Consider the following 25,981-nt stretch of genomic DNA (forward strand, 5'->3'; position numbering starts at 1 on the left):
CTCACCGCGAAGATCGCGCCGCTGACGGTGTCACGAGGGCATATTGCCCTCGAACCGGCGTCAGCAGCGCGATCTTCGCGGTGTCATTCGACGGGTCGGGCTCCGAGTTCGGATTTGAGCAGTTCCAGCGCCACCTGATCGGGGTCGAGGCGGGCGTCCGGCGTCGCCGTGTGCGCCTCGGCGACCATCTCGTCGCGTTCGTCGTCGGTGAGGTCCTCGTCGGCGGTGAGCGGCTCGGGTTCGGGTTCCGGTTCGGGTTCCGGCTCTGGAGCCCGCTCTTCACGCGGGCGACTCGGGCGGGTGAACGTCTGGCGCTTCGGCGGCTCGGGCGGGGTCTCGGACTTCACCGCGGGAGCCGAGTCGGGCGTCGCCTGGACGACGCTGACCGAATTGCCGGGACCGAACACCTCGCCGATCGCCGCGGTCAGAGCGCGGAGTCCGCGGTCGTCGGAGAGTCGTCCGACCAGGGCACTGTGCGGATGGCCGAGCACGATCTCCGACCCCGCGACCGCGTGCACGAACGCTGCGGACAGCATCGCTTCCAGGACGCTGCTCTGCGATCGGACCGCGGCCCGGATGTCGGGCCAACGAGCCGTCACCTGCTCCACCGTCAGACCGGACGCCGCCGCTGCGGGCTCGGGCTCCGGCGCGGGAGCGGGTGCACGTCGTGGCGGGTCGTACGGCTCGGGCGGAACGTCCATCGCGGGCTCGGGCGGCAGCGGAATGTCGTCGACGGACGCCTGGCGACGCCGCGGTTCACGCGGAGGCGTCTCGGCTCGACCCGACGGGCGGGCGGGCTCGTCCTTCTGCTCGGGCGCGGCAGGTGCGTCGGCCGGGCCTCTCGACTCCGCTCGAGGATCCGGGGAACGCTCGGGTTCCGGCGCACGCTCGGGTTCCGGCGCACGCTCGGGTTCCGGCACGCGCTCGGGTTCCGGCACGCGCTCGGGTTCCGGCGCGCGCTGGGGTTCGGCCACTCGCTGCGGTTCGGGCGCGCGTTGGGGTTCCGGCGCACGTCGAGGTTCGGGGGCCGCTGCGGGCGCGGGAGCCTGGGCGGGTGCGGGCACCGGTTCCGGTGCCTGAGCAGGCCGACTGTCCGGTGCCTGCGCGGGCCCCTCCGGCTTGCGCTGCGAGGGGCGGGTGAAACGCGACGGCGGTTCGTCGGGCCTCGGCGCCGCGGGCGCGCTCGACGGACGCGGACCGTCTGCGCCCGCGGGGGCGGCCGCACCGGCCGGGCGGCGTTCGAGGGTCTCGATGCGCTGAAGCAGGGCGGCGTCGTCGGAGGAGACGCCGGGCAGCAGCATCCGCGAGCACATCACCTCCAGCAGGAGCCGGGGCGACGTGGTGCCGCGCATGTCGCCGAGCGCGGCGTGCGCGACCTCGGCGTACCGGGTGAGGGTCGCGGGTCCGAGGTGGTCGACGACGGCCTTCATGCGGACGAGTTGATCGTCCGGCGCTTCGACGAGTCCGCGGTCGGCGGCGTCGGGGACGGCCTGCAGCAGGATCAGGTCGCGGAAGCGGTCGAGGAGGTCGATCGCGAAACGTCGCGGGTCGTGACCCGCGTCGACGACCCGTTCCACCACCCCGAACAGCGCCGATCCGTCACCGGCGGCGAGCGCGTCGACGGCGGCGTCGATCAGGGCGGAGTCGGTGACACCGAGGAGGGAGAGGGCCCGGTCGTAGGTGACGCCCTCCGGTCCGGCTCCGGCGAGGAGTTGGTCGAGGATGCTCAGCGAGTCGCGCGGCGATCCGCCGCCCGCCCGGATCACGAGCGGGTACACCTCGGGGGCGACGAGGACGTTCTCCTTGGCGCAGATGCCTTCGAGGAGTCCGCGCATCACCGGCGGAGCGAGCAACCGGAACGGGTAGTGGTGGGTGCGCGACTTGATCGTGGTGAGCACCTTCTCGGGCTCGGTGGTCGCGAAGATGAAGATGAGGTGCTCCGGCGGCTCCTCGACGATCTTGAGGAGCGCGTTGAAGCCCGCCGACGAGACCATGTGCGCCTCGTCGATGATGAACACGCGGTACCGCGATTCGGCCGGGGCGTAGAACGCACGATCGCGCAGGTCGCGGGTGTCGTCGACGCCGCCGTGGCTGGCCGCGTCGAGCTCGACCACGTCGAGGTTGCCGGGTCCGCCGGGGCCGAGCGACACGCACGAGTTGCAGACGCCGCACGGCGTCGACGTTGGCCCTTCGGCGCAGTTGAGGGACCGCGCGAGGATGCGCGCCGACGACGTCTTACCGCAACCGCGCGGACCCGAGAACAGGTATGCGTGGTTGATGCGGCCCGCGTCGAGCGCGCGGCTCAACGGATCGGTGACGTGCTCCTGGCCTACGACTTCGGCGAACGTCGCCGGGCGGTATGTGCGATAGAGGGCCACAGGTGAAGACTACCGGTGGCCGTCGAGGAGCACTTCCGTCGCACCGAGGAGGGCACAGGTCGCGACGCCGTCCATGGCCGTCCGCAGTTCGTCGATCGGCGGGAACGTCGGCGCGAGGCGGATGTTCCGGTCGTGCGGGTCCTTCTTGTACGGGTACGTCGAGCCTGCCGCGGTGAGCGCGATGCCCGCGTCTTTGGCGAGCGCGATGGTCCGTGCGGCCGCGCCGTCGATGACGTCGAGGCTGATGAAGTAGCCGCCCTCAGGGGTGGTCCAGGAGGCGATCTTGGAGTCGCCGAGGCGCTCTTCGAGGATCTGGAGGACGAGCTCGAACTTGGGCGCGATCAGTTCGCGATGACGGTCCATGTGGGCCCGCACGCCGTCGGCGTCTTTGAGGAACTGCAGATGACGCAGCTGGTTGACCTTGTCGGGGCCGATCGTCGACGCCGACTGGTATTTGGTGAACCAGGCGAGGTTGGCCGCGGACGACGCGAAGAACGCGACGCCCGCTCCGGCGAACGTGATCTTGCTCGTGGATCCGAACACGTAGACGCGGTTCGGGTGTCCGGCCTCGTCGGCGAGGTCGAGGATCGGCAGCGGTGCGGGAGCCTCGTCGACCAGCGTGTGGACCGCGTACGCGTTGTCCCAGTAGATGCGGAAGTCGGGTGCGGCCGGAAGCGCGAGGAGTCGGCGGGCGACGTCCTCGGACACCGTGTACCCGGTCGGGTTGGAGTAGGTGGGGACCAGCCACATGCCCTTGATCGACGGGTCGTCGGCCAGCAGTGCGGCGCAGGCGTCGACATCGGGGCCGTCGGGGTTCATCGGGACGTTGACCATCTCGATGCCGTACAGCTCGGTGATGCCGAAGTGGCGGTCGTAGCCGGGGACGGGGCACAGGAATTTGATCGGTTCGGCGGACCACGGCTTGTCGGAGTCGACGGTGCCGTGGAGGAGTGCGTAGACGGTGACGTCGTGCATGGCCTGCAGGCTGGCGTTGCCGAGTGCGACGGTGCGGTCCGCTCCGGTGCCGAGGAGTTCGCCGAAGATCTCGCGCATCTCGGCGAGGCCGGAGACGCCGCCGTAGTTGCGCGTGTCGACGCCGCTCGGGGAGCGGTAGTCGTCGCCCGGCAGAGACAGCATCGGGTTCGACAGGTCGAGCTGGTCGGGTCCCGGCTTTCCGCGGGTCAGATCGAGGTTCAGGCCTGCGGCCTGCAGCGTCTCGTAGCGCTTACGCAGATCGTCTCGGGTGGAACGGAGTTCGTCGACACTCATCGAGTGAAAGTTCAACGTGGAACCTCTCGCGCGTAAAAAGACAAGAGGATCCCGCGCACCCGAGAGAGCCCGTTGACCCTTGCTGCCTTCCGGCCCTGGGGGAGTTCACAGGATGCACGCCGCGCGGGATCCGTAGACCAGTGTAGCCGGGCCGTTTTGAGATCCCAACCCGGGACCAGCTAGCATCGTCGTGTTGGAGGATTCGCCTAGTGGCCTATGGCGCTCGCCTGGAACGCGGGTTGGGTTAACAGCCCTCAGGGGTTCGAATCCCCTATCCTCCGCCACGCGTCTGGACCCCTGCCCGAGGAACGAGGGCAGGGGTCCAGACGCGTATTGGGCGCAGCGGATTCGGGAGGAGCGTAGCGACGGTTCCCCTATCCTCCGCCGCCGCACATCCCACACGACTGAAACCGAACCATAAGGATTCACGCCCTGAGCACCGCTTCCCGCCCACGAATTATTCGTGAGCGGGAAGCGACGCGTGGGGCGTGACGGTCACACGGAGACGACGGCGACCGCGGCGCGGGCGATGGCGAGTTCCTCGTTGGTCGGCACCACGAGTACCGCGACGGCGGAGTCGTCGGTGGAGATCAGCCTCGGGTCGGGTGACCGGACAGCGTTGCGGTCGGGGTCGATCCGGATCCCGTAGCCCTCCAGGCCCGCGAGGGCGTCGGCGCGGACCGGGACGGCGTTCTCGCCGACGCCCGCGGTGAACACGATCGCGTCGACGCGGCCGAGCTCGATCATGTAGGCGCCGATGTAGCGGCGGAGTCGGTGCAGGTAGACACGGTATGCGCGGTCGGCTGCCTCGTCTCCGGCGGCGACGCGGTCGAGGATCGCGCGGAAGTCGTTCTCCCCGCACAGACCCTTCAGGCCCGACTTCTTGTTGAACAGCACGTCGATCTCCTCGATCGACATGCCCGCCACACGCGACAGCTGGAAGACGACGCCCGCGTCGATGTCGCCGGTGCGGGTGCCCATCACGAGGCCTTCGAGGGGTGTCATGCCCATCGTCGTGTCGATCGGGGACCCGCCGCGGACGGCCGACGCCGACGCGCCGTTGCCCAGGTGCAGGACGATCTGGTTCACGTCCCCGACGTCGCGGCCGAGGAACTCCGCGGCCCGCCGGGACACGTACTCGTGCGAGGTCCCGTGAAAGCCGTATCTACGCACGGCGTACTCGCGCGCCACCTCGGCGTCGAGTGCGTACGTCGCGGCCTCGGCGGGCAGATCGCTGAAGAACGCAGTGTCGAAGACGGCGACCGCGGGAACGTCGGGCAGGAGGGCTCCGACCGCGTTGATCCCGATCAGGTTCGCGGGATTGTGCAGGGGTGCGAGCGGCGAGATCCGCTCGATCTCCGATCGCACGGTCTCGGTGATCAGCGTCGGCTCGAAGAAGCTTCGCCCGCCGTGCACGACGCGGTGCCCGACCGCGGCCAGCCCCGAATCGGCGATGTCGACGCCGTCCGCCTCGAACAGCTCCATCACCAGGGCGATCGCCGCCTCATGGTCGGGAAGCGACGCCTCGCGCCGCGTCTGCGATCCGCGGTACCAGTGCTTGACGGCCGACTCCGGCTCCCCGATCCGTTCGACGAGCCCGTCGGCGATCACCTCCTCGGTGACCGGGTCGAGCACCTGATACTTCAATGACGACGACCCCGCGTTGACGACCAGGACCGAACCGGTGATGCTCATGCGTTGTCCTTCTCGACTGCGCTCGAAGAGCCGGGCGAAGCGCTCGACGAGCCGGAGACTGCACTCGACGAGCCGGGGGCGCTTCCCTTGATGATCTGCGCCTGGATGGCAGTGATGGCGACGGTGTTGACGATGTCGGACACGAGGGCTCCGCGGGAGAGGTCGTTCATCGGCTTGTTGAGGCCCTGCAGGACGGGGCCGATCGCGATGGCGTTCGCACTGCGCTGCACAGCCTTGTACGTGTTGTTGCCGGTGTTGAGGTCGGGGAAGATCAGGACCGTCGCCCGACCGGCCACCGGCGAGTCGGGCATCTTGGTCGCGGCGACGGACGGTTCGATCGCCGCGTCGTACTGGATGGGCCCCTCGACGAGGACCTCCGGTGCGCGTTCGCGGACGAGTTCGGTCGCGGCACGGACCTTGTCGACGTCCTTGCCGGAGCCGGAGCCGCCCGTCGAGTACGACAGCATCGCCACGCGCGGCTCGATCCCGAACGCCGCCGCGGTGCGCGCCGACGAGATCGCGATGTCGGCGAGTTCCTCGGCGGTCGGGTCGGGGACGATCGCGCAGTCGCCGTAGGTGAGGACCTTGTCGGCGAGGCACATGAAGAAGACGCTCGACACCGTCGACACCCCGGGCACGGTCTTGACGATCTCGAACGCGGGCCGGATCGTCTGCGCGGTGGTGTGGACCGCCCCCGACACCATGCCGTCCACGCGGCCGGTGTGCAGCATCAGCGTGCCGAAGTACGACTCGTCGCGCACCACCTCGAGCGCGCGCTCGGTCGTCATGCCCTTGTGCTTGCGGAGTTCGGTGTAGACGTCGGCGAACTCGTCGATTAGGTCGGACGACGCCGGGTCGATCACGTCGACGGCCGTGAGGTCGATGCCGAGTTCGTTGGCGCGGCGTCGCACGGCGTCGACGTTGCCGAGCAGCGTCAGCTTCGCGACTCCGCGGCGCAGGAGGCGATCGGTGGCACGCAGGATGCGGTCGTCACCGCCCTCCGGCAGCACGATGTGCTGGACGTCGGACCGGGCCTGCGACATCAGCTGGTACTCGAACATCTGCGGCGTCACGACCTCGGCGACATGCAGGTTCAGCTCGTTCATCAACTCGGACGGCGACATGTGCCGTTCCATCAGACCGAGTGCGGCGTCGATCTTGCGCACCGATCCCGACGCCATCCGACCCCGCGTGTGCGACGCGATGCGCGCCGTCTCGTACGTCCCGTGCTCGCTGGTCAGGATCGGCAGCGTCGGCCGCAGTCCCTTCACCAACGCGTCGATCATCGGATGCGGCCGCAGTCCGCCGTTCATCACGATGCCTGCCAGCCGCGGGAAACCCTCCGCCGCATTCGCGTTGACAAGCGCCAACAAGACGTCGGACCGGTCGGCGGGCGCGATCACCACCATCGACTCGCTGAGCCGTTCCAGGATGTGCTCAACGGTCATGCCGCCGACCATCACCTCGACGGCCTCGCGATCGAGGAGCGCGTCGTCGCCGCTGTACAACGACGCGCCGAGCGCCCGCTGCAGCTCGCCCATCGTCGGCGCGGTCAGCAGCGGCTCCTCCGGCAGTGCCCAGCCGCGGACGCCCGTGCTTGTCAGCGCGGCCGCGTGCGCGGCGACACGGTGCGGGTCGCACCGGTTGGCGACGACGCCGACGGTGGTGCCGTGGGCGGCCTTGATATCGGAGATCAGCATCTCGGCGATGGCCTTCACCTCGGCGGGCTCCCGGTCGAGCGCCTTCACGACGAGAAGGATCGGCGCCGACAGGTTCGCGGCGATCCGCGCGTTGTATCCGAGTTCGGACGGCGACGCGACGTCCGTGTAGTCCGAGCCGATCACCAGCACGTTGTCGCACTGGTCCGCGACCGAGTGGTACTTCGCGACGATGTCGGCGATCGCGGCGTCCGGGTCGCGGTGGACGTCGTCGTACGTGACGCCGAGACAGTCGTCGTAGGGCACGTCGACCGACGTGAACTGAAGCAACAGATCGAGGATGTAGTCGCGTTCCCCCGCTGCCGCGCGCGAGATCGGACGGAACACGCCGACGCGTCCACCCGTCGCGGCCAGGAGTGCGAGCACTCCGAGTGCGACGGTCGACTTGCCGGTGTCCCCCTCCGCCGACGCGATGTAGATGCTGCGGGCGCCAGAGCCAGTCATGTCGCCCAGCGTATCGCCGAACGTCACCGGATGACGGCGCGCACCACCATGTCGGCTATCTCGTCGTCGGACATGGACGATTCGGGGACGAGCATGCACGAGTACACGGTCCGGACCATGTACTCGATGCCCGCACGCGGCGACGGGTACATGGCGGCGGCCTCGTCGTCGGGGAGCCGTTCGAGTGCGGAGTCGACGATCATGTCGATCAGCGACGGCCCCGTGGAGCCCTCGACGGAGACGATCGACCGCACGACCTCCTCCGGCTCGTTCCGCAGGATGTACTGCAGCGCCTGGTGTCCGCGGATGTGTCGGAGCGATCCGACCACGCGCTTGCGCACACGGGTCGGGATGTCCGGCTCGCCGGCCGCCCACCGCTCGAGCTCGGTCTGCAATTGCGCCAACTCGTGCGCCACGATCGCCGACACGAGAGCCTCACGCCCGCCGAACATGCGGTACGCGGTGGCGCGGGCGACGCCCGCGTGTCGTGCGACCGACGTCAGGCTCAGCGCCTTCGCTCCGAATCGCGACACCAGGCCGACGCCGACTTCCAGCATCCGGTCACGGTCCATGCGAGAAACCGTATCGAAGCCTCACTCGATGATGTGCATGGCGGCCTCTTCGGCCGACGCCCCGGCGCCGTCGACTCCGGCATCGCGACCGAACACGTCGGAGTCGCCGTCGAGGTCGGACGCGACGATCCGGCCGGCACGCGACGTGCCGCACTCGGACTGCTCGGGGAAGTCCGGGTCGGTGTCGTCGTCCCCGTACACGTCGGGCACCTCTTCGGCGAGACGCGAGTCCAGGGTGTCGTGCTCGTGACTGCGCGGGGCCCGGTCGGGCGGCGAGTAGCCCCTGTCGAGGATGTCGCCGACCTCGGCGTCGTCGAGGGTGTCCTCCGGCTGCAGCTGGTCACTGTCGTCGACGCTGTACTCGCCGTCGTAGTCGTCCCGGGCACTCATGTCTTCAGGGTAGGACGATCACCGTCGCCACGGCTCGTAACTGCGGGGATCGTCGATCGGTTCCAGATGGACGGTCGGTCGGAGGTCGTCGACGGCCTCGTGCAACGCCTGCTCGACCTCTTCGACGAGGTCGTGCGCGCGCTGGACGGTCCACGCACCGGGCACCAGCATGTGCAACTGCACGAACCGGAGATGTCCCGCTTCGCGGGTCCGGACATCGTGGAAGTCGACGCCGTCGGTGCGGAATCGCTCGAGGACCGCGTCGACGGCCAGCCGTTCGTCGTCGGGGATGACGGTGTCCATCAGCCCCATCGCCGAATCGCGGACGAGCCGCCAGCCGACGAAGACGATGTTGACCGCGACGGCGATCGCGACGATCGAGTCGAGCGCGGGCCAGCCGGTCACCGCGACGAGTCCGACGCCCGCGATGACGCCGACCGTGGTCCAGACGTCGGTGAACAGATGCTTGCCGTCGGCCTGCAGCGACATCGACCGGTGACGGCGGCCGACGGAGACCAGCTTCCAGGCCACCACGCCGTTGAGGACGGTGGCGACCACGGAGATCAGCAGGCCGACGCCGAGCGATTCGAGTTCGTGCGGGTTGATGAGCCGCTCGATCGCCGTGTACATGATGAAACCGGCGGCGACGACGATCATCACGCCCTCGACCACCGCCGAGAAGTACTCGCTCTTGGAGTGCCCGAAGTTGTGATCGTCGTCGGACGGTCGGGCGGCGACCTTCAACGCGATGAAGGCCCCGACCGAGGCGACGAGGTTGACCACCGATTCGGCGGCGTCCGACAGCAGGCCGACCGACCCGGTGACCGACCACGCCAGCGTCTTCAGGGCGATCGTCGCGATCGCCGCCGCGATGCTGAGCAGTGCCCACCTGCTGAGATCTTCGCGTTCGCTCACCGTCTGATGGTCTCACCCGCTTGTCATTCGGGCACCTTACAACGACGAATCGCGTCGATAGTGTGACGTCACACCGCCCGTACAGGAGGCATCGTGATCGTGAATCCGGCACACGGCTCGTCGCTGTCGACGGCGTTCCGCGTGGACGTCGTCGTCGCGCTGGTCGGCGCCGTGACCGCGGCGGGCGCTCACCTGCTGCCCTGGTACGCCTCGGCGATACGGCCCGCGTCGACGGTCGACGGCTTCGGCCGGGCGAGCGACCCCGGTGTCATGCAGCACGCCAATCACCTGCAGTGGATGATCGGGGTCGGCGTCGTCGGCGCGCTGATCCTGCTTGTCGTCCGCGTCTGCGGCGGGTCGGACGACGCGTGGCGTCACGCGGCGACCGTCGTCGCCGCCCTCTCCGGGGTCGGCGCGCTGTTCGCGGTCCTCGCCGTGCCGGACGACATGGTCCGCGCGGACGGACTGTGGATCGCGGCGACCGGAGCCGCGGTCACCGCTGTCGGGACGTTGCTTCTCCGCCGCAATCTCGCATAGCGCCCTCGGGCCGTGCGACGAGCGTGCACCATGAATCCATGTTGGACGAATTGAACTCCCAGGCGCGTTCCCTGTACGACGCGGGCGAGTTCACGCACGCGCTCGCCGACTACTCGGTCCTCCGCGAGATCCGCTCCCGCAGGGAAGGGCCCTATTCGGTCAAGTACCTCGCCGCGCTGCACGACTGCGTCCGTTGCATGTCGCAGTTGCACCTGTGGTCCGACTCCGACCTGCTGTGCAGCGAGTTGCACGCGAAGTACGTCCGCACGCACGGTCGGGGCGGTGCGGACACCGTCGACGTCGCCCGCCATTGGGCGTGGGCGATGGTCCACCTCGACCAGGCCGATCACGTCGCGGCGCTCTGTCTGACGACGGCCGACGCCATGTGGGACGCCGACCTGCCGGGGGCGGACCGGCTTCTCGGCGCCGCGGCAGCGCAGTCGACGCGCTCGGCGGAACTCGCCGAGACCGGCCTGATCGACGGGGTGGCGCTCCGTCACACCGCCGACGTCGTCGCGTCGCTCAACCGCTGGAACGGCCTCTTGACGTCCGACGCCGCCGCCCGGACGTCGGCGACCGAAAGCCTCGCCCCAGCCTAGGCGTAGTTCCTAGGCCGCCCGCTTCTTCGGGAGGGTCAGGAGCGTGGCGAGGCTGACGGCGATCAGCATCACCGCGAACACCCAGAGGATCGCCGAGAGCGTCGCGAACGCGGGCAGCACGATCATGGCGATGCCCGCACCGATCAAGATGATTCCGGACACCACCACGAGCCAGCGCGGCACGAGGTACGTCGCGAGGCGGAGTTCGAGAAGGTCCTGCAGGCCGGCGAAGATCCAGCCGACCCCGATGAAGATGCCGAGCAGGGTCAACGACTCCGCCGGGTTCAGGATCGAGATGACGCCCGCCGCGAGGACGATCGCGCCGAACGCGCCGAGGACCACGCGCACGAGGAACGGGGCCTCGGTGGTCGCGAAGGCCATGAACAGGCGGAGCAGGCCCGCCACCACCAGCGATGCACCGAACAGCACGGCGACGACGGTGAGCGTGGCGCCCGGCCACACGAGCATCGTGATGCCGAGCGCGATGCCGACGACGGACGACCCGATGAGGAACGAGCGCAGCGCGTTGACGGCGTTGTCCGGGAGCGCGGGCGGTGCTGGGAGAACAGTCATGCGGCAAGCGTAACGTCGGAACGCATGTCGACCCACTCCTTCTTCCTTCCCGGCGATTCTTCTCGTGTGGTTCCGACGCCGATGGCCCTGAGCCTGTGGGGTCCCGACGCGCTGAACGGCCCGGCCGTGTGCGGTCTGGCCGCGTACGCGGCGGAGCGTGATCACGGCCGCGAGGGCTGGCTGCCCGCGCGGTTCACGCTGGAACTCTTCAAATCGGCGCGTCGGATCCCGACGAGCCTGCACACCGAGGTGTTGCGCGACGGTCGGCGCATCAAGGTGGTGCAGGTGAGCGTCCGGCAGCACGACGGCGACGACGAGAAGGGCGTCCTCGTCGCACAGGGCAACACCGTGTTCCTCAAGCAGGGAGACAACCCGCCCGGCGCCCGCTGGTCACGGACGGCCGCCGACTACGACGTCCCGGAGACCGCCGACGACGACTTCCACACGTGGTTCCACAACGACCGCCTCGGCTGGGGCTCAGACATGACGAAGTACCAGGACGGTGGTCGTCGACGGCTGTGGAGCCGCCCGATCCCGGTGCTGCCGGACGTGGAGCAGACCCCGTTCCAGCGCGCCGTGATCTCCGCCGAGGGCACCAGCCTCGCGACCAACTGGGGAGAGGGCGGGATCGGCTTCATCAACGGCGACCTGACCGTCGCGTTGAGCAGGCTGCCCGTCGGCGACCGGCTCGGCGTCGAATCGGACCATCACCTCGAAGACTCCGGCGTCTCGGCCGGCACCGCCACCCTCTTCGACGAGCGGGGCCCGTACGGGATCGGCATGGTGACGGCCGTCGACAACACCCGCGCGATGATCGACTTCACGACGGTCCTGCCCGCGTCGGCGTACAAGGGCGACGGACCGTTCACCCCGGACGGCGAGCGACGCGGGGACGACCGCAACGTGTGACCTCTATCGTTGACGGCATGCGCATCGGAGCCCACCTTCGCCAGGACGAGAACCCCGTCGCCACCGCCAACGAGCTCGGCATCGACATCTTCCAGATGTTCGTGACCGACCCGCAGAGCTGGAAGAAACCGGAGATCCATCCGCACGCGGAGGAGATCCGGAACTCCCCCGTCGACGTGGTGGTGCACTCGAGCTACCAGATCAACGTCGCGAGCCTGAACAATCGCCTGCGCATGCCGTCACGGAAGGCAGTCGAGCAGCAGGCGGCCGCGGCCAAGGACCTCGGCGCCATCGGGCTGGTCGTCCACGGCGGGCACCTCCGCGACGGCGAGGACGCCGCTGCGGGCTTCGAGAACTGGCGCAAGCTGTTCGAGCGGCAGGCCGACAAGGGCGGGTTCGGCGTACCGATCCTCATCGAGAACACCGCGGGCGGATCGCATGCGATGGCCCGCACCCTCGAATCCATCGAACGTCTGTGGGACGCGGTGGGAGACTTCGACGAGGCAGGCTTCTGCCTGGACACCTGCCATGCGTGGGCGGGCGGCGAAGACCTCGTCGGCCTCGTCGAACGCATCAAGGCCATCACCGGGCGCATCGACCTCATCCACCTGAACAACTCGCGCGACGAGTTCGACTCCGGCCGCGACCGGCACGCCAACATCGAGTCCGGCCACATCGACCCCGACGTCCTCGTCGAGCTCATGAAGACCGCGGGCGCGCCCGGCGTCCTGGAGACCCCCGGCGAGGGGATCGCCGACGACCTCGCCTATCTGCGGAGTCACTGACGGCGCTCGACGAGCGGAGGGCGGAGCCCGCTTGCGCGACGCTTGCAAATGTTAGCGGGGCCACATTGCGCAGCGGTTGTTCGCCCGCGCGCCGAGGGCTATTCTGTCAATAGTTACCGGCAAGTAACATCCTTGCCCGGTCAGCCCCCTCAAGTCATCGGTAAGGAACTCTCATGGGCCATTACAAGTCCAACCTCCGCGATCTCCACTTCAACCTGTTCGAGATGTTCGAGCTCGACAAGGTCCTCGCGACGGGCGCGTTCGGCGACCTGGACAGCGAGACCGCCGTCGACATGCTCCGCGAGGTGAAGACCCTCGCCGAGGGCCCGATCGCCGACTCCTTCGTCGACGCCGACCGCAACCCGCCGGTCTTCGACCCGACCGATTTCAGCGTCACCGTCCCCGAGAGCTTCAAGAAGAGCTACAACGCCTTCATCGACGCGGGCTGGGACAAGGTGAGCGTCGACGAGGCCCTCGGCGGCCTCCCCGCTCCCCGCTCGCTGTACTGGGCGCTCGGCGAGATGGTGCTCGGAGCCAACCCGCCCGTGTTCATGTACGCCGCGGGCACCGGCTTCTCGAACATCTTCTACGACAACGGCACCGACGAGCAGAAGAAGTGGGCGACGATCTGCGCCGAGCGCGGCTGGGGCGCCACCATGGTGCTGACCGAGCCCGACGCCGGTTCGGACGTGGGCGCGGGCACCACCAAGGCCACCCTGCAGGAAGACGGCACCTGGCACATCGAGGGCGTGAAGCGCTTCATCACCTCGGCCGACCAGGACATGACCGAGAACATCTTCCACCTGGTCCTGGCTCGCCCCGAGGGCGCCGGACCGGGCACCAAGGGCCTGTCGCTCTTCTTCGTCCCGAAGTTCCACTTCGACCACGAGACCGGCGAACTGCAGGACCGCAACGGCGCATTCGTCACCAACGTCGAGCACAAGATGGGCATCAAGGCCTCGGCCACGTGTGAGGTCAGCTTCGGCCTGCACGGCACCCCCGCCAAGGGCTGGCTCGTCGGCGAGACCCATTCGGGCATCGCCCAGATGTTCGACGTCATCGAGCACGCTCGCATGATGGTCGGCACCAAGGCCATCTCGACCCTGTCGACCGGCTACCTGAACGCCCTCGAGTACGCCAAGCAGCGCGTCCAGGGCGCCGACCTCACCCAGATGATGGACAAGGCCGCACCGCGCGTCACCATCACTCATCACCCGGACGTCCGCCGCGCCCTGCTCACGCAGAAGTCGTACGCCGAGGGCCTGCGCGCCGTGTACCTGTACACCGCGTCGCACCAGGACCCCGAGGCCGCCGAGATCGTCTCGGGCGCGTCGCCCGAGCTGGCGCACAAGGTCAACGACCTGCTGCTCCCGATCGTCAAGGGCGTCGGCTCCGAACGCGCATACGAGAAGCTCACCGAGTCGCTGCAGACCCTGGGCGGCTCCGGCTTCCTGCAGGACTACCCGCTCGAGCAGTACATCCGCGACTCGAAGATCGACTCGCTGTACGAGGGCACCACCGCCATCCAGGCGCAGGACTTCTTCTTCCGCAAGATCATCCGCGACAAGGGCCAGGCGCTGGCACACGTCGCCGGTCAGATCCAGCAGTTCATCGACAACGGTGAAGGCTTCGACGCCGAGCGCGCGCTCCTCGCGACCGCACTGCAGGACGTCCAGGGCATGGCGGCCAAGCTCACCGGTTGGCTCATGGCAGCCCAGGAGGACCCGAAGCAGCTGTACCTGGTCGGCACCGCGTCGGTCCGCTTCCTGATGGCCGTCGGCGACCTCGTCATCGGCTGGCTGCTCCTGCGCCAGGCCGTCGTGGCCTCCGCCGCTCTCGCGAACGGCGCATCGGGCGACGACGTCGCCTTCTACCAGGGCAAGATCGCCTCGGCGACCTTCTTCGCGAAGAACATGCTCCCGCAGCTCACCGCGGTCCGCCACATCGTCGAGAACAACGTCGACAACGATCTCATGGAGCTCGACGAAGCAGCTTTCTGATCGAGTCCTCACCAGCTCGATCCGAAGTGAGGAAGAACCCCGCCGTCCTCGGCGGGGTTCTTTCGTCTTCGCGGTGTCGCGCGTCGACAACTCCTACATGGTCGGCGACACCACGTCAGGCGCAGGAGTCGTCGCCCGACGCGATGCGGTGGCGATCGGCCTGCGCCGGGGTGAGCGGCGCGGTCACCGAACAGATCCAGCGACGACCGTCCGCGGGATCGAGCGACGCCTCGTAAAGCAGGCCGGTGGTCTCCCCGCCCGTCACGAACACGTCCGGAGCCGCGATCCTGGACGGGAACTGCCACCGCGCGGTCGACGACCGCGAACCGCCGAACACCGGCGTCACCACCCGCCGGTCCGACAGATCGCCGTCGTCGCCGAGCCGATAGGCGACGATGCCGCGAGCGTCGGTGCCGACCAGCAGGGTGTCGTCGTCCATCACCGACAGCAGGTCGGGGTCGTCGACGTCGAACCGGGCGACGGGCGCACCGTCGTCGGCCCGCCACTGCGTGATCGCGTCGGCCGCCACGTACAGGTACCTGCCCGTCGGGTCGAAGACGACGTCGCTCACCGCGGCCCTGATCGGGATCGTCGCCTGTCGTCGCCGCGTCGCGACGTCGTACAGATAGACGTGGCCGTCGTCGGACGACACCGCCAGACGACCGCCGCGGTCGTCGACGGAGATCGCACGGATCAGGTCGGACGGTCCCTCGAGCGGTCCGCCGAGCGGCGCGGGCGCGGCCGGATCGGCGACGTCCCACATGGCGACCGCGGTGTCGGACACTCCGCCGACGAGCACCCGCCGACCGGGGACGAACGCCACCGTCGACGTGTAGCGCGTCCCCGTCGAGATCGTCGCGGCCTGCCGCGGCCGGTCCGGGTCGGTCAGGTCCCACAGCTCTATCGAGCCGCCGTTGTTGTTGGCCGTCGCCGCTACCCGCCCGTCGTCGCTGATCGCGACGTTCGGTCGGTCGTTGACGCGGCGCTGGATGGGCGTCGACCCGCGTCGACGCCAGCCGTCGCGGTCGTGCGTCCAGACGTTCAGGCGGGTGTCGGCTCCCACGGTCGCCATGACCGCCCCCGCGCGGTTCTGCGCGATGCCGCTGATGACCTCGCCGTGAGCCGGCTGGGCGCGGGGTGGCAGCCGCCACACGTCGATCCGGCCGTCCGACCGTCCGACCGCCGCCTCGCCGCCCCTCGGGCTGAAGCCGACGCTGAACGCCCGGACGTCGCCGCGCGTATCCGAGCGTTCGAGGTCCCACACGATCGGCGGGGAGGTCGTCGTCGTCACGTTCCACACGTGCACCACACCGTCGACCCCGGCGAGCGCCAGCAACGGCGCGGTCGGGTCCGCGGCCATCGACCACGACCCGGCGGTCACGCCGGACAGGCCCGCGTTCTCGACGCGGGGCGACGCCGGGTCGGCGACGTTCCACAGCGACATCGACGGATTGTCGCCGGAGACGGCGAGGACGTCGCGGCCGGGGAGGAACGCCAGCGCGTGCGTGATGCTGGGGAACCCGCCTATCGGATCGCCCGCGGACACCGCCCCGTCTCCGGTCACCCGCCACAGGCGGACGGTCTGATCCTCACCGCCCGATGCGAGCAGCCCGCCCGAACTGTCGAAGGCGATGGCGCGCACCGCGCCCCGGTGACCGCGGAGGTCGGTCCGCACCGTCGGCGCGGCGTCGTCGCTGTCGATGCGGAACAGCGTGACCGTCCCGTCGTCGGACGTGGTCGCCAACCGCGAACCGTCCGGGCTGAACCTGGTGAGGTACGACGTCCCCCGGCCCGACCGGAGTTCGGCGATCCTCCGCGGGACCGCGGGATCGGCGATGTTCCACAGACGGACCGCCCCGTCGCCGCTGGCCGCGGCGAGCAGCGGACGCGTCGGAGAGAACGTCACCGAGGTGACGAAGTTGCCGAATCCCGAGATCGTCGCCAACTGCGCGAACGGCGTCGCACCAGACGTTCGGCGCCACAGCCGGACGGTCCGGTCGTTGCTCGCCGACGCCAGCAGCGAGCCGTCGGACGAGTACGCGACGTCGTAGACGGGAGCGCCGTGCCCGTCGAGCGTCGCCGCCAGCGGAGCAGACAACGCCGACGTCAGCAGCTCGCGGAAGTCGGCGTCACCGGGGAACCTGCGCTCGGCGGCGAGCGTCAACCGCGCGGCCGTGGTCGGATCCGACGAGACGAGACCGTCGATGTCGGACAGCAGCGCGTTGCGCTCGGCCACGTTGCGCTGTCGTTCCAGATCGCCCGCCTGCCGGTTGACGGTGACCGCGGCGACACCCGCGGCGAGCGCCAGGACGGCGATCACGACCATCGTGCCGACCCGCAGGGTCTTGGCACGGCGGCGTCGACGCACCGACTCGTCGATGAACCTCAGTCCGCACGGGGTCAGGAGATCGCGGCGGACCTCGCCGAGACCCTCGAGGTTCTCCAGCGACTCGACGAGTCGACCGCCCGAGTACAAGAGGTCGCCGTCGCGTCCGCTCTCGGCCCAGGCGACGGCGTCGTCGGCCAGCCGTTGACGCCACCGCAGCATGTCCGCGTCGTCGGCGATCCAGGTCGCCAGGCGCGGCCACGAGGTCAGAACGGCGTCGTGGATGAAGGTGACCGACGAACCCGCCGTGATGAGTCGGGCATCGGCGAACACGTCGATGATCCGGTCGGCCCGGCCGGGGAAGCGGTCGCGCAGATCGGACAGGTCGACGCGGGCCCGCAGCGGGACCCCGCGCGGCCCGAACCGCACGAGCGACAGGAGGAGCGCTCGGGCCGAGTCGTGATCGTCCGCGGCGATCGTCGTCCACGCGTCCTCCGCGGTGTCGGCGATCGCCGACGCGATTCCGCCGAGTCGCCGATAGGTCGCCACCGTGATGCTGTTCGCCGACCGCGTGGCCCACAAGCGCTCGAGCGTGTGCGCGAGCAGCGGGAGTCTGCCCGCCCGATCGTCCGTCGTCGCCGTGTCGTGCAGGTCGCGGATCAACAGGTCCGCGAGGCCCGGATCGATGCGCCCGCCCGCCAGTCGGATCGGCTCGCGGATCACCTCGCCGAGCCGCGCGTCGGACATCTCGCCGACGATCACCGACCGCTCCTGCCAGGCCGTCGCCAGGAACCCGACGTCCAGGCAGGCGTCGAAGAAGTCGGCTCGGATGCCGAGGACGAGCGTGGTCCTCGTCGCCAACTGCTCGACCGTCGTCATCACCTCGTCGCGGACCGACGGTTCGAGGGCAAACACGCCTTCGAACTGATCGATGACCGCGAGTTCCGAGAGTTCGGCACGGTCGACGTGGAGTCCGTCGTCGCCGATGGCGAGTCGGGTCGGCCGGTTCCACGGTTCCGGTGCGCTCGCGAGGCCCGCGCGCAGCACCGACGACTTCCCCGCGCCGGAGACACCGGTGACGACCACGATGCGCAGACCGTCCGATCGAGACACGGCGTCGAGTTGCTCGACGAGTGCTGCAATCGTCGTCGCGCGCCCGAAGAAGACGTCGGCGTCGGCCTCGGTCATCGGGGCGAGGCCGCGGAACGGCGCGCTCGTCAGCATCGGCGGCTTCACCGTCGACGGGGTTCGCTCTGCGCGGCCGCCCAGATCTCCCGCCATGTCGCCAGCGGGACCACGTCCGCCGCGCCGGAGTCGATCGCACGGACCGTGAGCCACGTCAGGAGCGGCTCGACGACGGCGTAGTCGCGGGGGATGTGGCGACCGTTGCGCCAGTCGCTGATCCGTTGCCGCGACAGTGATGCGCCGGAGCGCGACGCGGCCTTCGCGGCCGACTCGAGCGTCGGACGGCCCGCCTGAACGAAAAGCATGCGCAGCGCGGCGCCGAAAGCGTCTGTCTGCTGCGTCGAAGTCACCAGACGAGCCTAAGTCATGGGGCGAGCCTGTCCGGACCGGACAAACGGAAATGCCCTTTCACCTGGCGTGATACCGCACCCGCGTACGAGAATCCGGCGCGGGCGTCGACGCGTCCCCTAACGTTTGTGGCGTCGGTCGATGACCGAATCGAACCCCATCCACCAGAGGACGCCCGATGACCAGAAGCCTGCAGCTGTCGCTGTTGAAGCTCGCTGCCGTCATCGTCGCGGCCATCGCACTGGTGGTGATCGCGGTGACAGGTCCGGCGATGGCGGGAGACGCCGGATCCTCACCCGGTTCGACACGAGACTCGGGGACGCCCATCGGGAGCCTGGGCTGACCCGTCACGGAGACTGCCGCCACCATCCGACGGGGGATGGTGGCGGCAGCACCGTTTTCTGGGGCCGTCGACGTCGTCGCACTCGACACCCACGCGTCCACGACTGGTTCGCGTAGACCCATCCACCGCGTTCGGAGCCTCCCATCGACGCCCCGAATACGATCGCATGGCGATCGGTCGGCAAATAGGCGCTCACCCGGAAGCGGTGGTGCCCGCGGGAGACGTCTGGACCCAGCCGCCGTGGTTCGAGCAGCGGACGGTGTCGGGCGCGGTCACTTCGCATCGACCGGTCCCGACCGTGATCGCCGATCCGACCGCCAGTTGCGGGGCGCCCGACCAGCGCGGCCAGACCGCGGCCTTCACGCCGTTCGCGTCGATGTCCACGGCGAGCGCCCCGTTGTAGGGAGCGCCGGGCGGGAGATGGCACGTCAGATTGCCCATCTGACCGTCGGACGCCCGACCGATGCCGCACGTGATCTGACTGCCGGCGGCGAAGACGTAGAGGTCACCGGTGCGTTGATACGGACTCGGGTCGACCTCGGAGGCCTGCGACCGGTTCTGCAGCGTGCCGAGGGGAGCCGTCGTCGACCCCGTCTCGTCGTCTCCGGAACCACAAGCGGCGACACTCGTCATAGCCAGCAGGAACAGGACAGCGACGACTCTTCTCACGCCTCGACCCTAGGAGCCCCCACCGCTCGAGCCACCGCGGTGAGCGGCGAATTCATGCGAATGGTCGATCGGACTCACTCGGCCCGCAGACCGGCGTCGGCGGCCGACAGGACCGCGGAGAGCAGTCCGGGGAACGCCGCGTCGACGTCGTCCGCGCGCAGCGAGTACCGCGCGCCCTGTCCCGCGGCATGACGTTCGACGACGCCAGCCTCACGCAGGATCTTGAAGTGATGACTCGCGGTCGCCTTCGTGACGCTCTCGTACAGCGCGGCACACGACAGCGACTCCACGTGCTGCAGGCGGCGCGCCATTTCGAGACGGACCGGATCGGCCAACGCGGAGAGGACGGTCTGCAGGTCGGCGACCGGGGTCTGGGCCACGGTGTCACTGCTGGTCATGCTGCACTCTCCGAAAATAGTTTGATGATCGTCGAACGGTCGTATAGCCTCGCTACTGTTCGATAGTCGTCAAACATACTCGGAGGTCGCCATGACTGCCACCGCCTACGGCACCACGACGCCGTCTCCGACGACGACCGTCCATCCGCAGCGCTGGTCGTTCGCCCTGCTGCTCGCGTTGCTGGCGCTCGCGCTCGGAGTCTCCGGGCTCCCGTCGCCGCTGTACCCGATCTACCAGCAGGAATGGCACCTCAGTCCGGTCTCGATCACCGTCGTCTTCGCCGTGTACGCGATCGGCGCACTCGGGTCGGCCTTGACGGTCGGTCCGATCTCCGACGCGGTCGGGCGCAAGCCGGTCCTGATCTCCGCACTCGTCGCGATCCTCGCCGGACTCGGGCTGTTCCTGATCGCGACGAGCGAGTGGCAGTTGATCGTCGCCCGGTTCCTTCACGGCAGCGCGATCGGTGCGATCACCGTCGTCGCGGGCGCCGCCCTGCTGGACGTCCGCCCACACGGCGGCGCCCGCAACGGCATGCTCAGCGGGGTCGCCCTCAATGTGGGCATCGCCTTGACGGTCTTCGGCGCCGCATCGGCCGCCCAGTGGGCGTCGAACCCGCTGCGCGTCCCGTTCGCGATCGTCGGCGTCGTGGTCGTGGTGATGCTTGTCGCGGTGATCGTGCTCATCGAGCCGCACACCGAGAAGACCGGCGCACGCATCCGCATCCAGCGGCCGTCCGTGCCAGGCCCGATGCTGGCCGACTTCTGGTTCTCCGGGATCGGGATCCTCAGCGCGTGGTCGGTGCTCGGCGTCTTCCTGAGCCTCTACCCGGCGTTGACGCAGCACTCCACCGGTCACACGTCGATCATCTTCGTCGGCATCGTCGTCGCGGTGATGGCCGCCGCGTCGGCCGTGTCGCAGTGGGTCGGCGGGCGTTTCGATCCGCGGACCTCCGCGGTCGTCGGGCACATCGGCATGATCGTGTCGCTCGGCGGGGCCGTGTGGGCACTCAACACGGGTTCGACGGTGTTCGTCATCGCCGACTCGATAGCCCTTGGCATCGCGTTCGGGCTGGCGTTCGGCGGATCGCTGCGCCACCTGAACGACGTGACGCCGCCCGACGCCCGCGGCCGCGTGATGAGCGCCTACTACCTGCTCGGATACCTCGCGATGGGCATTCCGACGGTGATCGCGGGAGCCCTCGCCTCGCAGTACGGCACGGCGCAGGTGTTCCCCTGGTTCGCGGGCGCGATCTCCGTCGCCTGTCTCGGCGCGGCGATCATGGGAACGCTCGGCGCCCGCACCACCGCATAGCGACCGACAACGTCGGCACTCGAGGCCGCGCTGAGCGCGGCCGCGAGTGCCGAAGTTCTGTCAGTCGAGATCGAGGTCGACGAGAAGCTCCGCGGCGATCCGTTCGAGGTCTGCTCGAACCGTCGCGAGGTCGACCGTCGGCGGAACCAGGACGTGGATCTCGGCCTCGAAGAGCAGCCCGCCCGCCATCGGGGCCTCGCGGGTGCCCGTGATCAGGTTCTCGATGGTCACACCGCTCGCGCTGAGTGCGGCGGACAGTTCCTGCACGATGCCGGTGCGGTCGTTGCCGAGGACACTGATCGTCAACGACGCCCACTCACCGTCGCGGGGCGCGGCGTCGTCACCGGAGTGCACAGCCACTTCGAGGAGCCCGTCCAGCCCGGTGACGGCCGCGATCAAGGCGTCGGCCTGATCGGCGGGCACCGCCACGACGACGATGCCCGCGAACTTCCCGGCCAGCTGAGCCAGCTGACTCCGTTCCCAGTTTCCACCGTTGGACGCCACCGCGTCCGACAGCGCCGACACCAGACCCGGGCGATCGTCACCGATCACCGACAACACGAGATTCCGCATGAGGAGAACCCTATCGACGATCCCCCGTGGCGTCCGCCGGACGCGGCAGCCGAGTGCTCGAACACCTGGAAACAGTTTCGTCCGCCGGTTGTGTCGCCTATGGCGTCACAACCGGCGGACGAACTTCTCGACTGCGCTCGAAGGGCGGGGAGAGAGTGCGCTCGTACTACTTCGGGGGCATCCGGATGCCGCCGTCGACGCGGACGACCTCGGCGTTCATGTACGAGTTGGTGATGAGTTCTTCGACCATCGAGGCCAGCTCGTCCGGCACGCCGAGGCGCTTCGGGAACAGGACGCTCTCACCGAGCTTCGCCTTGAAGGCCTCCGACGCCTCGCCGGTGCCGTAGATCGGGGTGTCGATCAGGCCGGGGGCGATGGTGTTCAGACGGATGCCGACGGCCGACAGGTCGCGGGCGACGGGCAGGGTCATGCCGACGACGCCGCCCTTCGACGACGAGTAGGCTGCCTGGCCGATCTGACCGTCGAACGCGGCGACCGATGCGAGGTTGACGATGGCGCCACGCTCGTTCGAGGCGCCCGGCTCGTTGCGGCTCATGGCGGTCGCGGTGAGGCGCACGACGTCGAACGTGCCGATCAGGTTGATGCCGATGACCTTCTTGTACAGCTCGAGGTCGTGGGCCGACGAGTACTCGCCGTCCTTGCCGATGGTGCGCTGCGCCCAGCCGACACCGGCCGAGTTGACGACGGCCTTCAGCGGGCCGAGCTCGAGGGCCTTGGCGATGGCCGCCTCGATCTGCTCGGTGTTGGTGACGTCGACGTTGACGAACGCGCCGCCGATCTCGGCGGCCAGGGCCTCGCCGTCTTCGGCCTTCAGGTCGGCGATGACGACCTTCGCGCCGCGCTTGGCGAGACGACGGGCCGCAGCCGCGCCGATGCCCGACGCGCCGCCGGTGACGATTGCACTTGCTCCAGTGATGTCCATGCTCGCGAGCATAACCAATCCGTGACCGCTGACACAGGCCGGGTCTGCAACGCGTTCTCGTCCCGTTGTGGGTCGAACAGGTGACTGTCGGCGATCGCCCGACTCCCCCGCCGCGACCGGACTAACGTCACGGGTCTCGGCGAGAAGTGAGGGCGACGCCATGGGCCGTACACGCACACTGACATCAGCGATCGCGGCGGTCGTCGTCGCCCTCGCCGCGACCGCGATCGCCCCGCCGCACGCCGGCGCGCTGCCCGCCGGATTTCCGGGCAGCATGAACGTCATGGTCGGGACGATCGCCGAAGCACCCGGCGGGACCGCGAACGTCGCGACTCTCGCGCAGACCACCGACCGCGCGGCAGTCTCGTTCAGCAACTTCCAGTTCGCGGCGGGCAACACGCTGAAGATCACGACGCCGTCGCCGGAGTCGGTGACGATGATCATCTCCGATCAGCCCAACCCGACGGCGTTCGAAGGATCGATCCAGAGCACCGGCCGTCTCCTGTACGTGAGCATCGGCGACGGCCTCACATTCGGCTCGGGTGCGAGCATCACCGCCGACCGCTTGACCATCACGACCGCATACGTGTCGCCGACCCTGTTCGCCGACGGCGCCGTCGCGGGCACCACCGCGAGCAACGGGACCGTGTCGGTGAACGCGGGAGCGCAGCTGTCGGCGGCGCACGGAGTGCAGATCCACGCCTCGCAACTGACGAACAACGGCACGATCTCCGGAGGATCGGGCGAAGCCGGACTCTACGGTCGGGCCACCATTGCGGTGCACACGACGACGGGCCTGCTGACCGTGCCCGAGGCGAGCACCGGAGGCGGCACCGTCGACAACGGCGGGGTGGTGAAGGCCGACGACGGAAGCGTCGTCCTCGCCGCATCGGTGGTGACGTCGCCCGGAATCGCGAAGACGTCGGGTGTGGTCCTGACCGACGGCTCCGTCCCGTCGTGGACCGCGGGCACCGTCACCCTGGCGGCGCAGTCGTTCGACGCGACCGGACTGTCCGTGGCGCCCGGCACGTCGATGACGGCGAAGATCCAGTGCTCGACATCGGGCGCCCGCCCCACCGCGACCACGGTGGTCGCCGACACGGTCGGGTTCACCGCGACGAACGCCCTCGATCAGCAGGTCACGATCGGCGGAGCCCCGTTCACCCTGTTCCGCACCGCGCGGTCGACACAGGGCGCGTCGAACGTCCTGCGCGTCGACGCCGTGTCGTCGACACCGGGATCTGGGATCGGCGTGGTGACCTGCACCCGACCGATCGGCGGCATCGACTTCGGCTCGTCGGAGAACGGCTCGATCGGCTCGTGGGGATGACTCAGCGGCAGCGGACGATCGGCTCCGGCGCGTAGCGGACCGTGCGGGTGTGACGGCTGATCTCGCGGCGGGTGCGGTGATCGCGGATCACGCGGGTGTTCGACGCCGTGAACCCCGGCAGTCCGCTGCTGGCGACGCAGTCGCCGCCCCGCGGGACGTCGACGGTCTCGGGTGACGTCGGCAGCGTCCGGTCGCCGGTGATCGACTCCACGTCGCGCGTCTTGGTGCTCCACAGCCGGACCGTGATGCTCGACGACGTCCACTCCGTGTCGATGAACACCCCGTACTTGGTGTCGTTCTTGAACTTGAGGTCGATGAGACCCTCGAACACGGTCGCCTCCCGAGCCTCCGGGTACCGCGAGATGTAGTAGGCGTGCTCGGTGTGGTCCACGTCCTGCAGGCCCGCGAAGTACGCGGCGTTGTACAGCGTGGTGGCGAACTGGGAGATGCCGCCGCCGACGGCTGTCGACGGCCGCCCGTGGTCGATGATCCCCGACTCGACGTAGCCCTGCGCGGTGCCGCGGGGACCGGTGTAGCCGTTGAGGGAGAACGTCTTCCCCGGCAGGACGACGGCGCCGTCGACCTTCTCGGAGACGATGCGGATGTTCTCGCCGGACGGACCGCTGAAACCGCCGGTGGTGAACTCCGAGACCATCTCGGTGACGCCGAGCTTGCGCGCCGCCGACGTGGTCAGTTTCGGCCGGGTGACCGCATAGTCGACGTCGGCCTTGCGGTCCTCGCCGATCGACGCCGCGGCGATGGCATCGGCGGTCTTGAGCCAGTCGACCTTCGCGCCGTCGACCGACGGGACCACCGAAGGCTTGCCGCCGACGAGCCGGAATGTGGCGTCGACCGGGTCGGACTCGGTCTTGTCGGTGCGGTCGGCGATCAACTTCTTCGCGTCGTCCGGCTTCACGTGCGGGACGAGGCCGCCCTTGCCGTCGGGCACGAACGTGACGAGCGACCCGAGCTCGCGCGGGGTGACGACGACGTCCCGGCCGCGGGTGGTCAGACGGATCGGGGTGGACGTGACCTGCGGCGCGACGTCGCGCACGGTGGCGTCCACGGTCGTCTTCGTGACGGTCGGCGAGAAGGGCTCCATCGCGAGGTCGACGACGCCCCCGGCCACCCAGTGGTCGGCGACGGTGCGCCGGGCCGCGTCGCGGTCGATCCGCATGCCGGCCGCGGGCTCGTCGCCGATCGGGGTGAGCCCGTCGAAGTGGACGCCGCCCTCGACGGCGGCCTGTTCGAGGGTCGACTTGTGCGCGTCGAGCGCCTTGTCGAACGCGGCGCGATCGATGCGGACGACGGGCGTCACTTGGCGGGTGGACCCGGCCATCGCGGCGAGCCGCGTGAACGGATTCGCCGGTTGTTCCTTGAGTCGGGCGAGGGTGGCGTCAACGTCGAAGTCGGCTCCGAGTTCCGAGGGGTCGACGGCCGCGGTCCCGGACGCGGTCCTCACGGTGATCGGTCCGTGCGACAGTTCCGCGATCTGCCGGAGAGTGGCGTTCGCCTGGGCGTCGGTCTGCCCGCCGAGATCGAATTCGGCGATCCGGACGCCGCGGGCCGTCTTCCCGTGGCCGAGTGCGACGTCGAAGGCGAAGACGAGCGCCACCAGCAGGACCGCGGCGATGGATGCGCGCGCGATCAGGGCTCGTGCGCTCGTGCGCTTCGACGAAGAGTTCACAACAGTCACGATCTTATGCAGAAGACAGAACTCCGGCTGAACCGCCGGGTCGGGGGTCTGGCGGTTCAGCCGGAGCTATCGGG

At 69.2% G+C, this 25,981-nt stretch carries 23 protein-coding genes, 1 tRNA gene and 1 other RNA gene; 9 read left to right on the forward strand and 16 right to left on the reverse strand.

What is annotated here, in order from left to right:
• Positions 1-83: 83 nt before the first annotated feature.
• The 3 genes from GYB83_RS09855 to ffs form a co-directional block, all read right to left on the reverse strand.
• The gene (locus tag GYB83_RS09855) at positions 84-2,378 is read right to left on the reverse strand and encodes a DNA polymerase III subunit gamma and tau (protein ID WP_161895312.1); all 2,295 of its coding nucleotides are present in this window, start codon (positions 2,376-2,378) and stop codon (positions 84-86) included.
• 9 nt (positions 2,379-2,387) lie between these two features.
• Entirely contained in the window at positions 2,388-3,662 is a 1,275-nt protein-coding gene (locus tag GYB83_RS09860; RefSeq protein ID WP_161895313.1) for an aspartate aminotransferase type Ic, read from the reverse strand.
• Positions 3,663-3,687: 25 nt separating this feature from the next.
• Positions 3,688-3,782, reverse strand: an RNA gene (gene ffs / locus GYB83_RS09865) — signal recognition particle sRNA small type.
• 60 nt (positions 3,783-3,842) lie between these two features.
• Here ffs and GYB83_RS09870 point away from each other — a divergent pair.
• Positions 3,843-3,931 (forward strand) — tRNA-Ser (locus GYB83_RS09870).
• Positions 3,932-4,142: 211 nt separating this feature from the next.
• Here the strand turns inward: GYB83_RS09870 and GYB83_RS09875 are convergent.
• The 5 genes from GYB83_RS09875 to GYB83_RS09895 are packed head-to-tail and all read right to left on the reverse strand — an operon-like array spanning position 4,143 to position 9,381.
• Positions 4,143-5,342: an acetate kinase gene (locus tag GYB83_RS09875; protein WP_161895314.1), complete on the reverse strand. Its 1,200-nt coding sequence runs from the start codon at positions 5,340-5,342 to the stop codon at positions 4,143-4,145.
• The gene (gene pta / locus GYB83_RS09880) at positions 5,339-7,504 is read right to left on the reverse strand and encodes a phosphate acetyltransferase (RefSeq protein ID WP_228461356.1); all 2,166 of its coding nucleotides are present in this window, start codon (positions 7,502-7,504) and stop codon (positions 5,339-5,341) included. The genes GYB83_RS09875 and pta overlap by 4 nt, the downstream gene beginning before the upstream one ends.
• A gap of 23 nt (positions 7,505-7,527) precedes the next feature.
• Positions 7,528-8,076 carry a TetR/AcrR family transcriptional regulator gene (locus GYB83_RS09885; protein ID WP_161895315.1) on the reverse strand — a complete coding sequence of 183 codons (549 nt, stop codon included), beginning with the start codon at positions 8,074-8,076 and terminating at the stop codon, positions 7,528-7,530.
• Between the two features lie 21 nt (positions 8,077-8,097).
• Positions 8,098-8,466: a DUF5709 domain-containing protein gene (locus GYB83_RS09890; protein ID WP_161895316.1), complete on the reverse strand. Its 369-nt coding sequence runs from the start codon at positions 8,464-8,466 to the stop codon at positions 8,098-8,100.
• An 18-nt stretch (positions 8,467-8,484) separates the two neighbouring features.
• On the reverse strand, positions 8,485-9,381 hold the full coding sequence (locus GYB83_RS09895) for a cation diffusion facilitator family transporter (RefSeq protein WP_161895317.1): 897 nt from the start codon (positions 9,379-9,381) through the stop codon (positions 8,485-8,487).
• Positions 9,382-9,474: 93 nt separating this feature from the next.
• Here GYB83_RS09895 and GYB83_RS09900 point away from each other — a divergent pair, with 93 nt between their 5' ends.
• A complete protein-coding gene (locus GYB83_RS09900) occupies positions 9,475-9,918 on the forward strand; it encodes a hypothetical protein (RefSeq protein ID WP_161895318.1) in 444 nt (147 codons plus the stop codon).
• Positions 9,919-9,956: 38 nt separating this feature from the next.
• Complete coding sequence (locus GYB83_RS09905; RefSeq protein WP_161895319.1) at positions 9,957-10,517, forward strand: hypothetical protein; 561 nt, start codon at positions 9,957-9,959, stop codon at positions 10,515-10,517.
• 9 nt (positions 10,518-10,526) lie between these two features.
• On the opposite strand, the gene GYB83_RS09910 is transcribed toward GYB83_RS09905, so the two are convergent.
• Complete coding sequence (locus GYB83_RS09910) at positions 10,527-11,090, reverse strand: HdeD family acid-resistance protein (RefSeq protein ID WP_161895320.1); 564 nt, start codon at positions 11,088-11,090, stop codon at positions 10,527-10,529.
• A 24-nt stretch (positions 11,091-11,114) separates the two neighbouring features.
• Here GYB83_RS09910 and GYB83_RS09915 point away from each other — a divergent pair, with 24 nt between their 5' ends.
• The 3 genes from GYB83_RS09915 (at position 11,115) to GYB83_RS09925 (ending at position 14,784) form a co-directional block, all read left to right on the forward strand.
• Positions 11,115-11,999, forward strand: a complete 885-nt coding sequence (locus GYB83_RS09915; RefSeq protein ID WP_161895321.1) for an acyl-CoA thioesterase domain-containing protein — start codon at positions 11,115-11,117, stop codon at positions 11,997-11,999.
• Positions 12,000-12,016: 17 nt separating this feature from the next.
• Positions 12,017-12,784 carry a deoxyribonuclease IV gene (locus tag GYB83_RS09920; protein WP_161895322.1) on the forward strand — a complete coding sequence of 256 codons (768 nt, stop codon included), beginning with the start codon at positions 12,017-12,019 and terminating at the stop codon, positions 12,782-12,784.
• A gap of 173 nt (positions 12,785-12,957) precedes the next feature.
• Complete coding sequence (locus tag GYB83_RS09925; RefSeq protein ID WP_161895323.1) at positions 12,958-14,784, forward strand: acyl-CoA dehydrogenase; 1,827 nt, start codon at positions 12,958-12,960, stop codon at positions 14,782-14,784.
• 115 nt (positions 14,785-14,899) lie between these two features.
• On the opposite strand, the gene GYB83_RS09930 is transcribed toward GYB83_RS09925, so the two are convergent.
• Positions 14,900-18,391, reverse strand: coding sequence for an nSTAND1 domain-containing NTPase (locus tag GYB83_RS09930; protein ID WP_228461358.1), 3,492 nt, complete (start codon positions 18,389-18,391; stop codon positions 14,900-14,902).
• Positions 18,343-18,645: a hypothetical protein gene (locus GYB83_RS23595; RefSeq protein ID WP_228461360.1), complete on the reverse strand. Its 303-nt coding sequence runs from the start codon at positions 18,643-18,645 to the stop codon at positions 18,343-18,345. The genes GYB83_RS09930 and GYB83_RS23595 overlap by 49 nt, the downstream gene beginning before the upstream one ends.
• A 176-nt stretch (positions 18,646-18,821) precedes the next feature.
• Here GYB83_RS23595 and GYB83_RS09935 point away from each other — a divergent pair, with 176 nt between their 5' ends.
• Positions 18,822-18,986 (forward strand): hypothetical protein, encoded by a 165-nt coding sequence (locus GYB83_RS09935; protein ID WP_161895324.1) that lies wholly within the window; start codon positions 18,822-18,824, stop codon positions 18,984-18,986.
• Between the two features lie 192 nt (positions 18,987-19,178).
• Here the strand turns inward: GYB83_RS09935 and GYB83_RS09940 are convergent, their stop codons facing one another.
• Together GYB83_RS09940 and GYB83_RS09945 are read right to left on the reverse strand one after the other, a co-directional pair.
• On the reverse strand, positions 19,179-19,655 hold the full coding sequence (locus GYB83_RS09940) for a hypothetical protein (RefSeq protein ID WP_161895325.1): 477 nt from the start codon (positions 19,653-19,655) through the stop codon (positions 19,179-19,181).
• A gap of 74 nt (positions 19,656-19,729) precedes the next feature.
• Positions 19,730-20,053, reverse strand: a complete 324-nt coding sequence (locus GYB83_RS09945; protein ID WP_161895326.1) for an ArsR/SmtB family transcription factor — start codon at positions 20,051-20,053, stop codon at positions 19,730-19,732.
• Between the two features lie 91 nt (positions 20,054-20,144).
• Here GYB83_RS09945 and GYB83_RS09950 point away from each other — a divergent pair, with 91 nt between their 5' ends.
• Positions 20,145-21,365: an MFS transporter gene (locus tag GYB83_RS09950; RefSeq protein ID WP_161895327.1), complete on the forward strand. Its 1,221-nt coding sequence runs from the start codon at positions 20,145-20,147 to the stop codon at positions 21,363-21,365.
• Positions 21,366-21,425: 60 nt separating this feature from the next.
• On the opposite strand, the gene GYB83_RS09955 is transcribed toward GYB83_RS09950, so the two are convergent.
• Both GYB83_RS09955 and GYB83_RS09960 read right to left on the reverse strand, forming a co-directional pair.
• Positions 21,426-21,938 (reverse strand): glycine cleavage system transcriptional repressor, encoded by a 513-nt coding sequence (locus GYB83_RS09955; RefSeq protein ID WP_161895328.1) that lies wholly within the window; start codon positions 21,936-21,938, stop codon positions 21,426-21,428.
• 166 nt (positions 21,939-22,104) lie between these two features.
• The gene (locus GYB83_RS09960) at positions 22,105-22,881 is read right to left on the reverse strand and encodes an SDR family NAD(P)-dependent oxidoreductase (protein ID WP_161895329.1); all 777 of its coding nucleotides are present in this window, start codon (positions 22,879-22,881) and stop codon (positions 22,105-22,107) included.
• A gap of 160 nt (positions 22,882-23,041) precedes the next feature.
• On the opposite strand from GYB83_RS09960, the gene GYB83_RS09965 reads away from it, so the two are divergent.
• On the forward strand, positions 23,042-24,211 hold the full coding sequence (locus tag GYB83_RS09965; protein ID WP_161895330.1) for a hypothetical protein: 1,170 nt from the start codon (positions 23,042-23,044) through the stop codon (positions 24,209-24,211).
• Position 24,212: 1 nt separating this feature from the next.
• On the opposite strand, the gene GYB83_RS09970 is transcribed toward GYB83_RS09965, so the two are convergent.
• Positions 24,213-25,898, reverse strand: a complete 1,686-nt coding sequence (locus GYB83_RS09970; protein WP_161895331.1) for a VanW family protein — start codon at positions 25,896-25,898, stop codon at positions 24,213-24,215.
• Between the last annotated feature and the right edge of the window lie 83 nt (positions 25,899-25,981).

The organism is Gordonia spumicola, from assembly GCF_009932475.1.
GTDB lineage: Bacteria > Actinomycetota > Actinomycetes > Mycobacteriales > Mycobacteriaceae > Gordonia > Gordonia spumicola.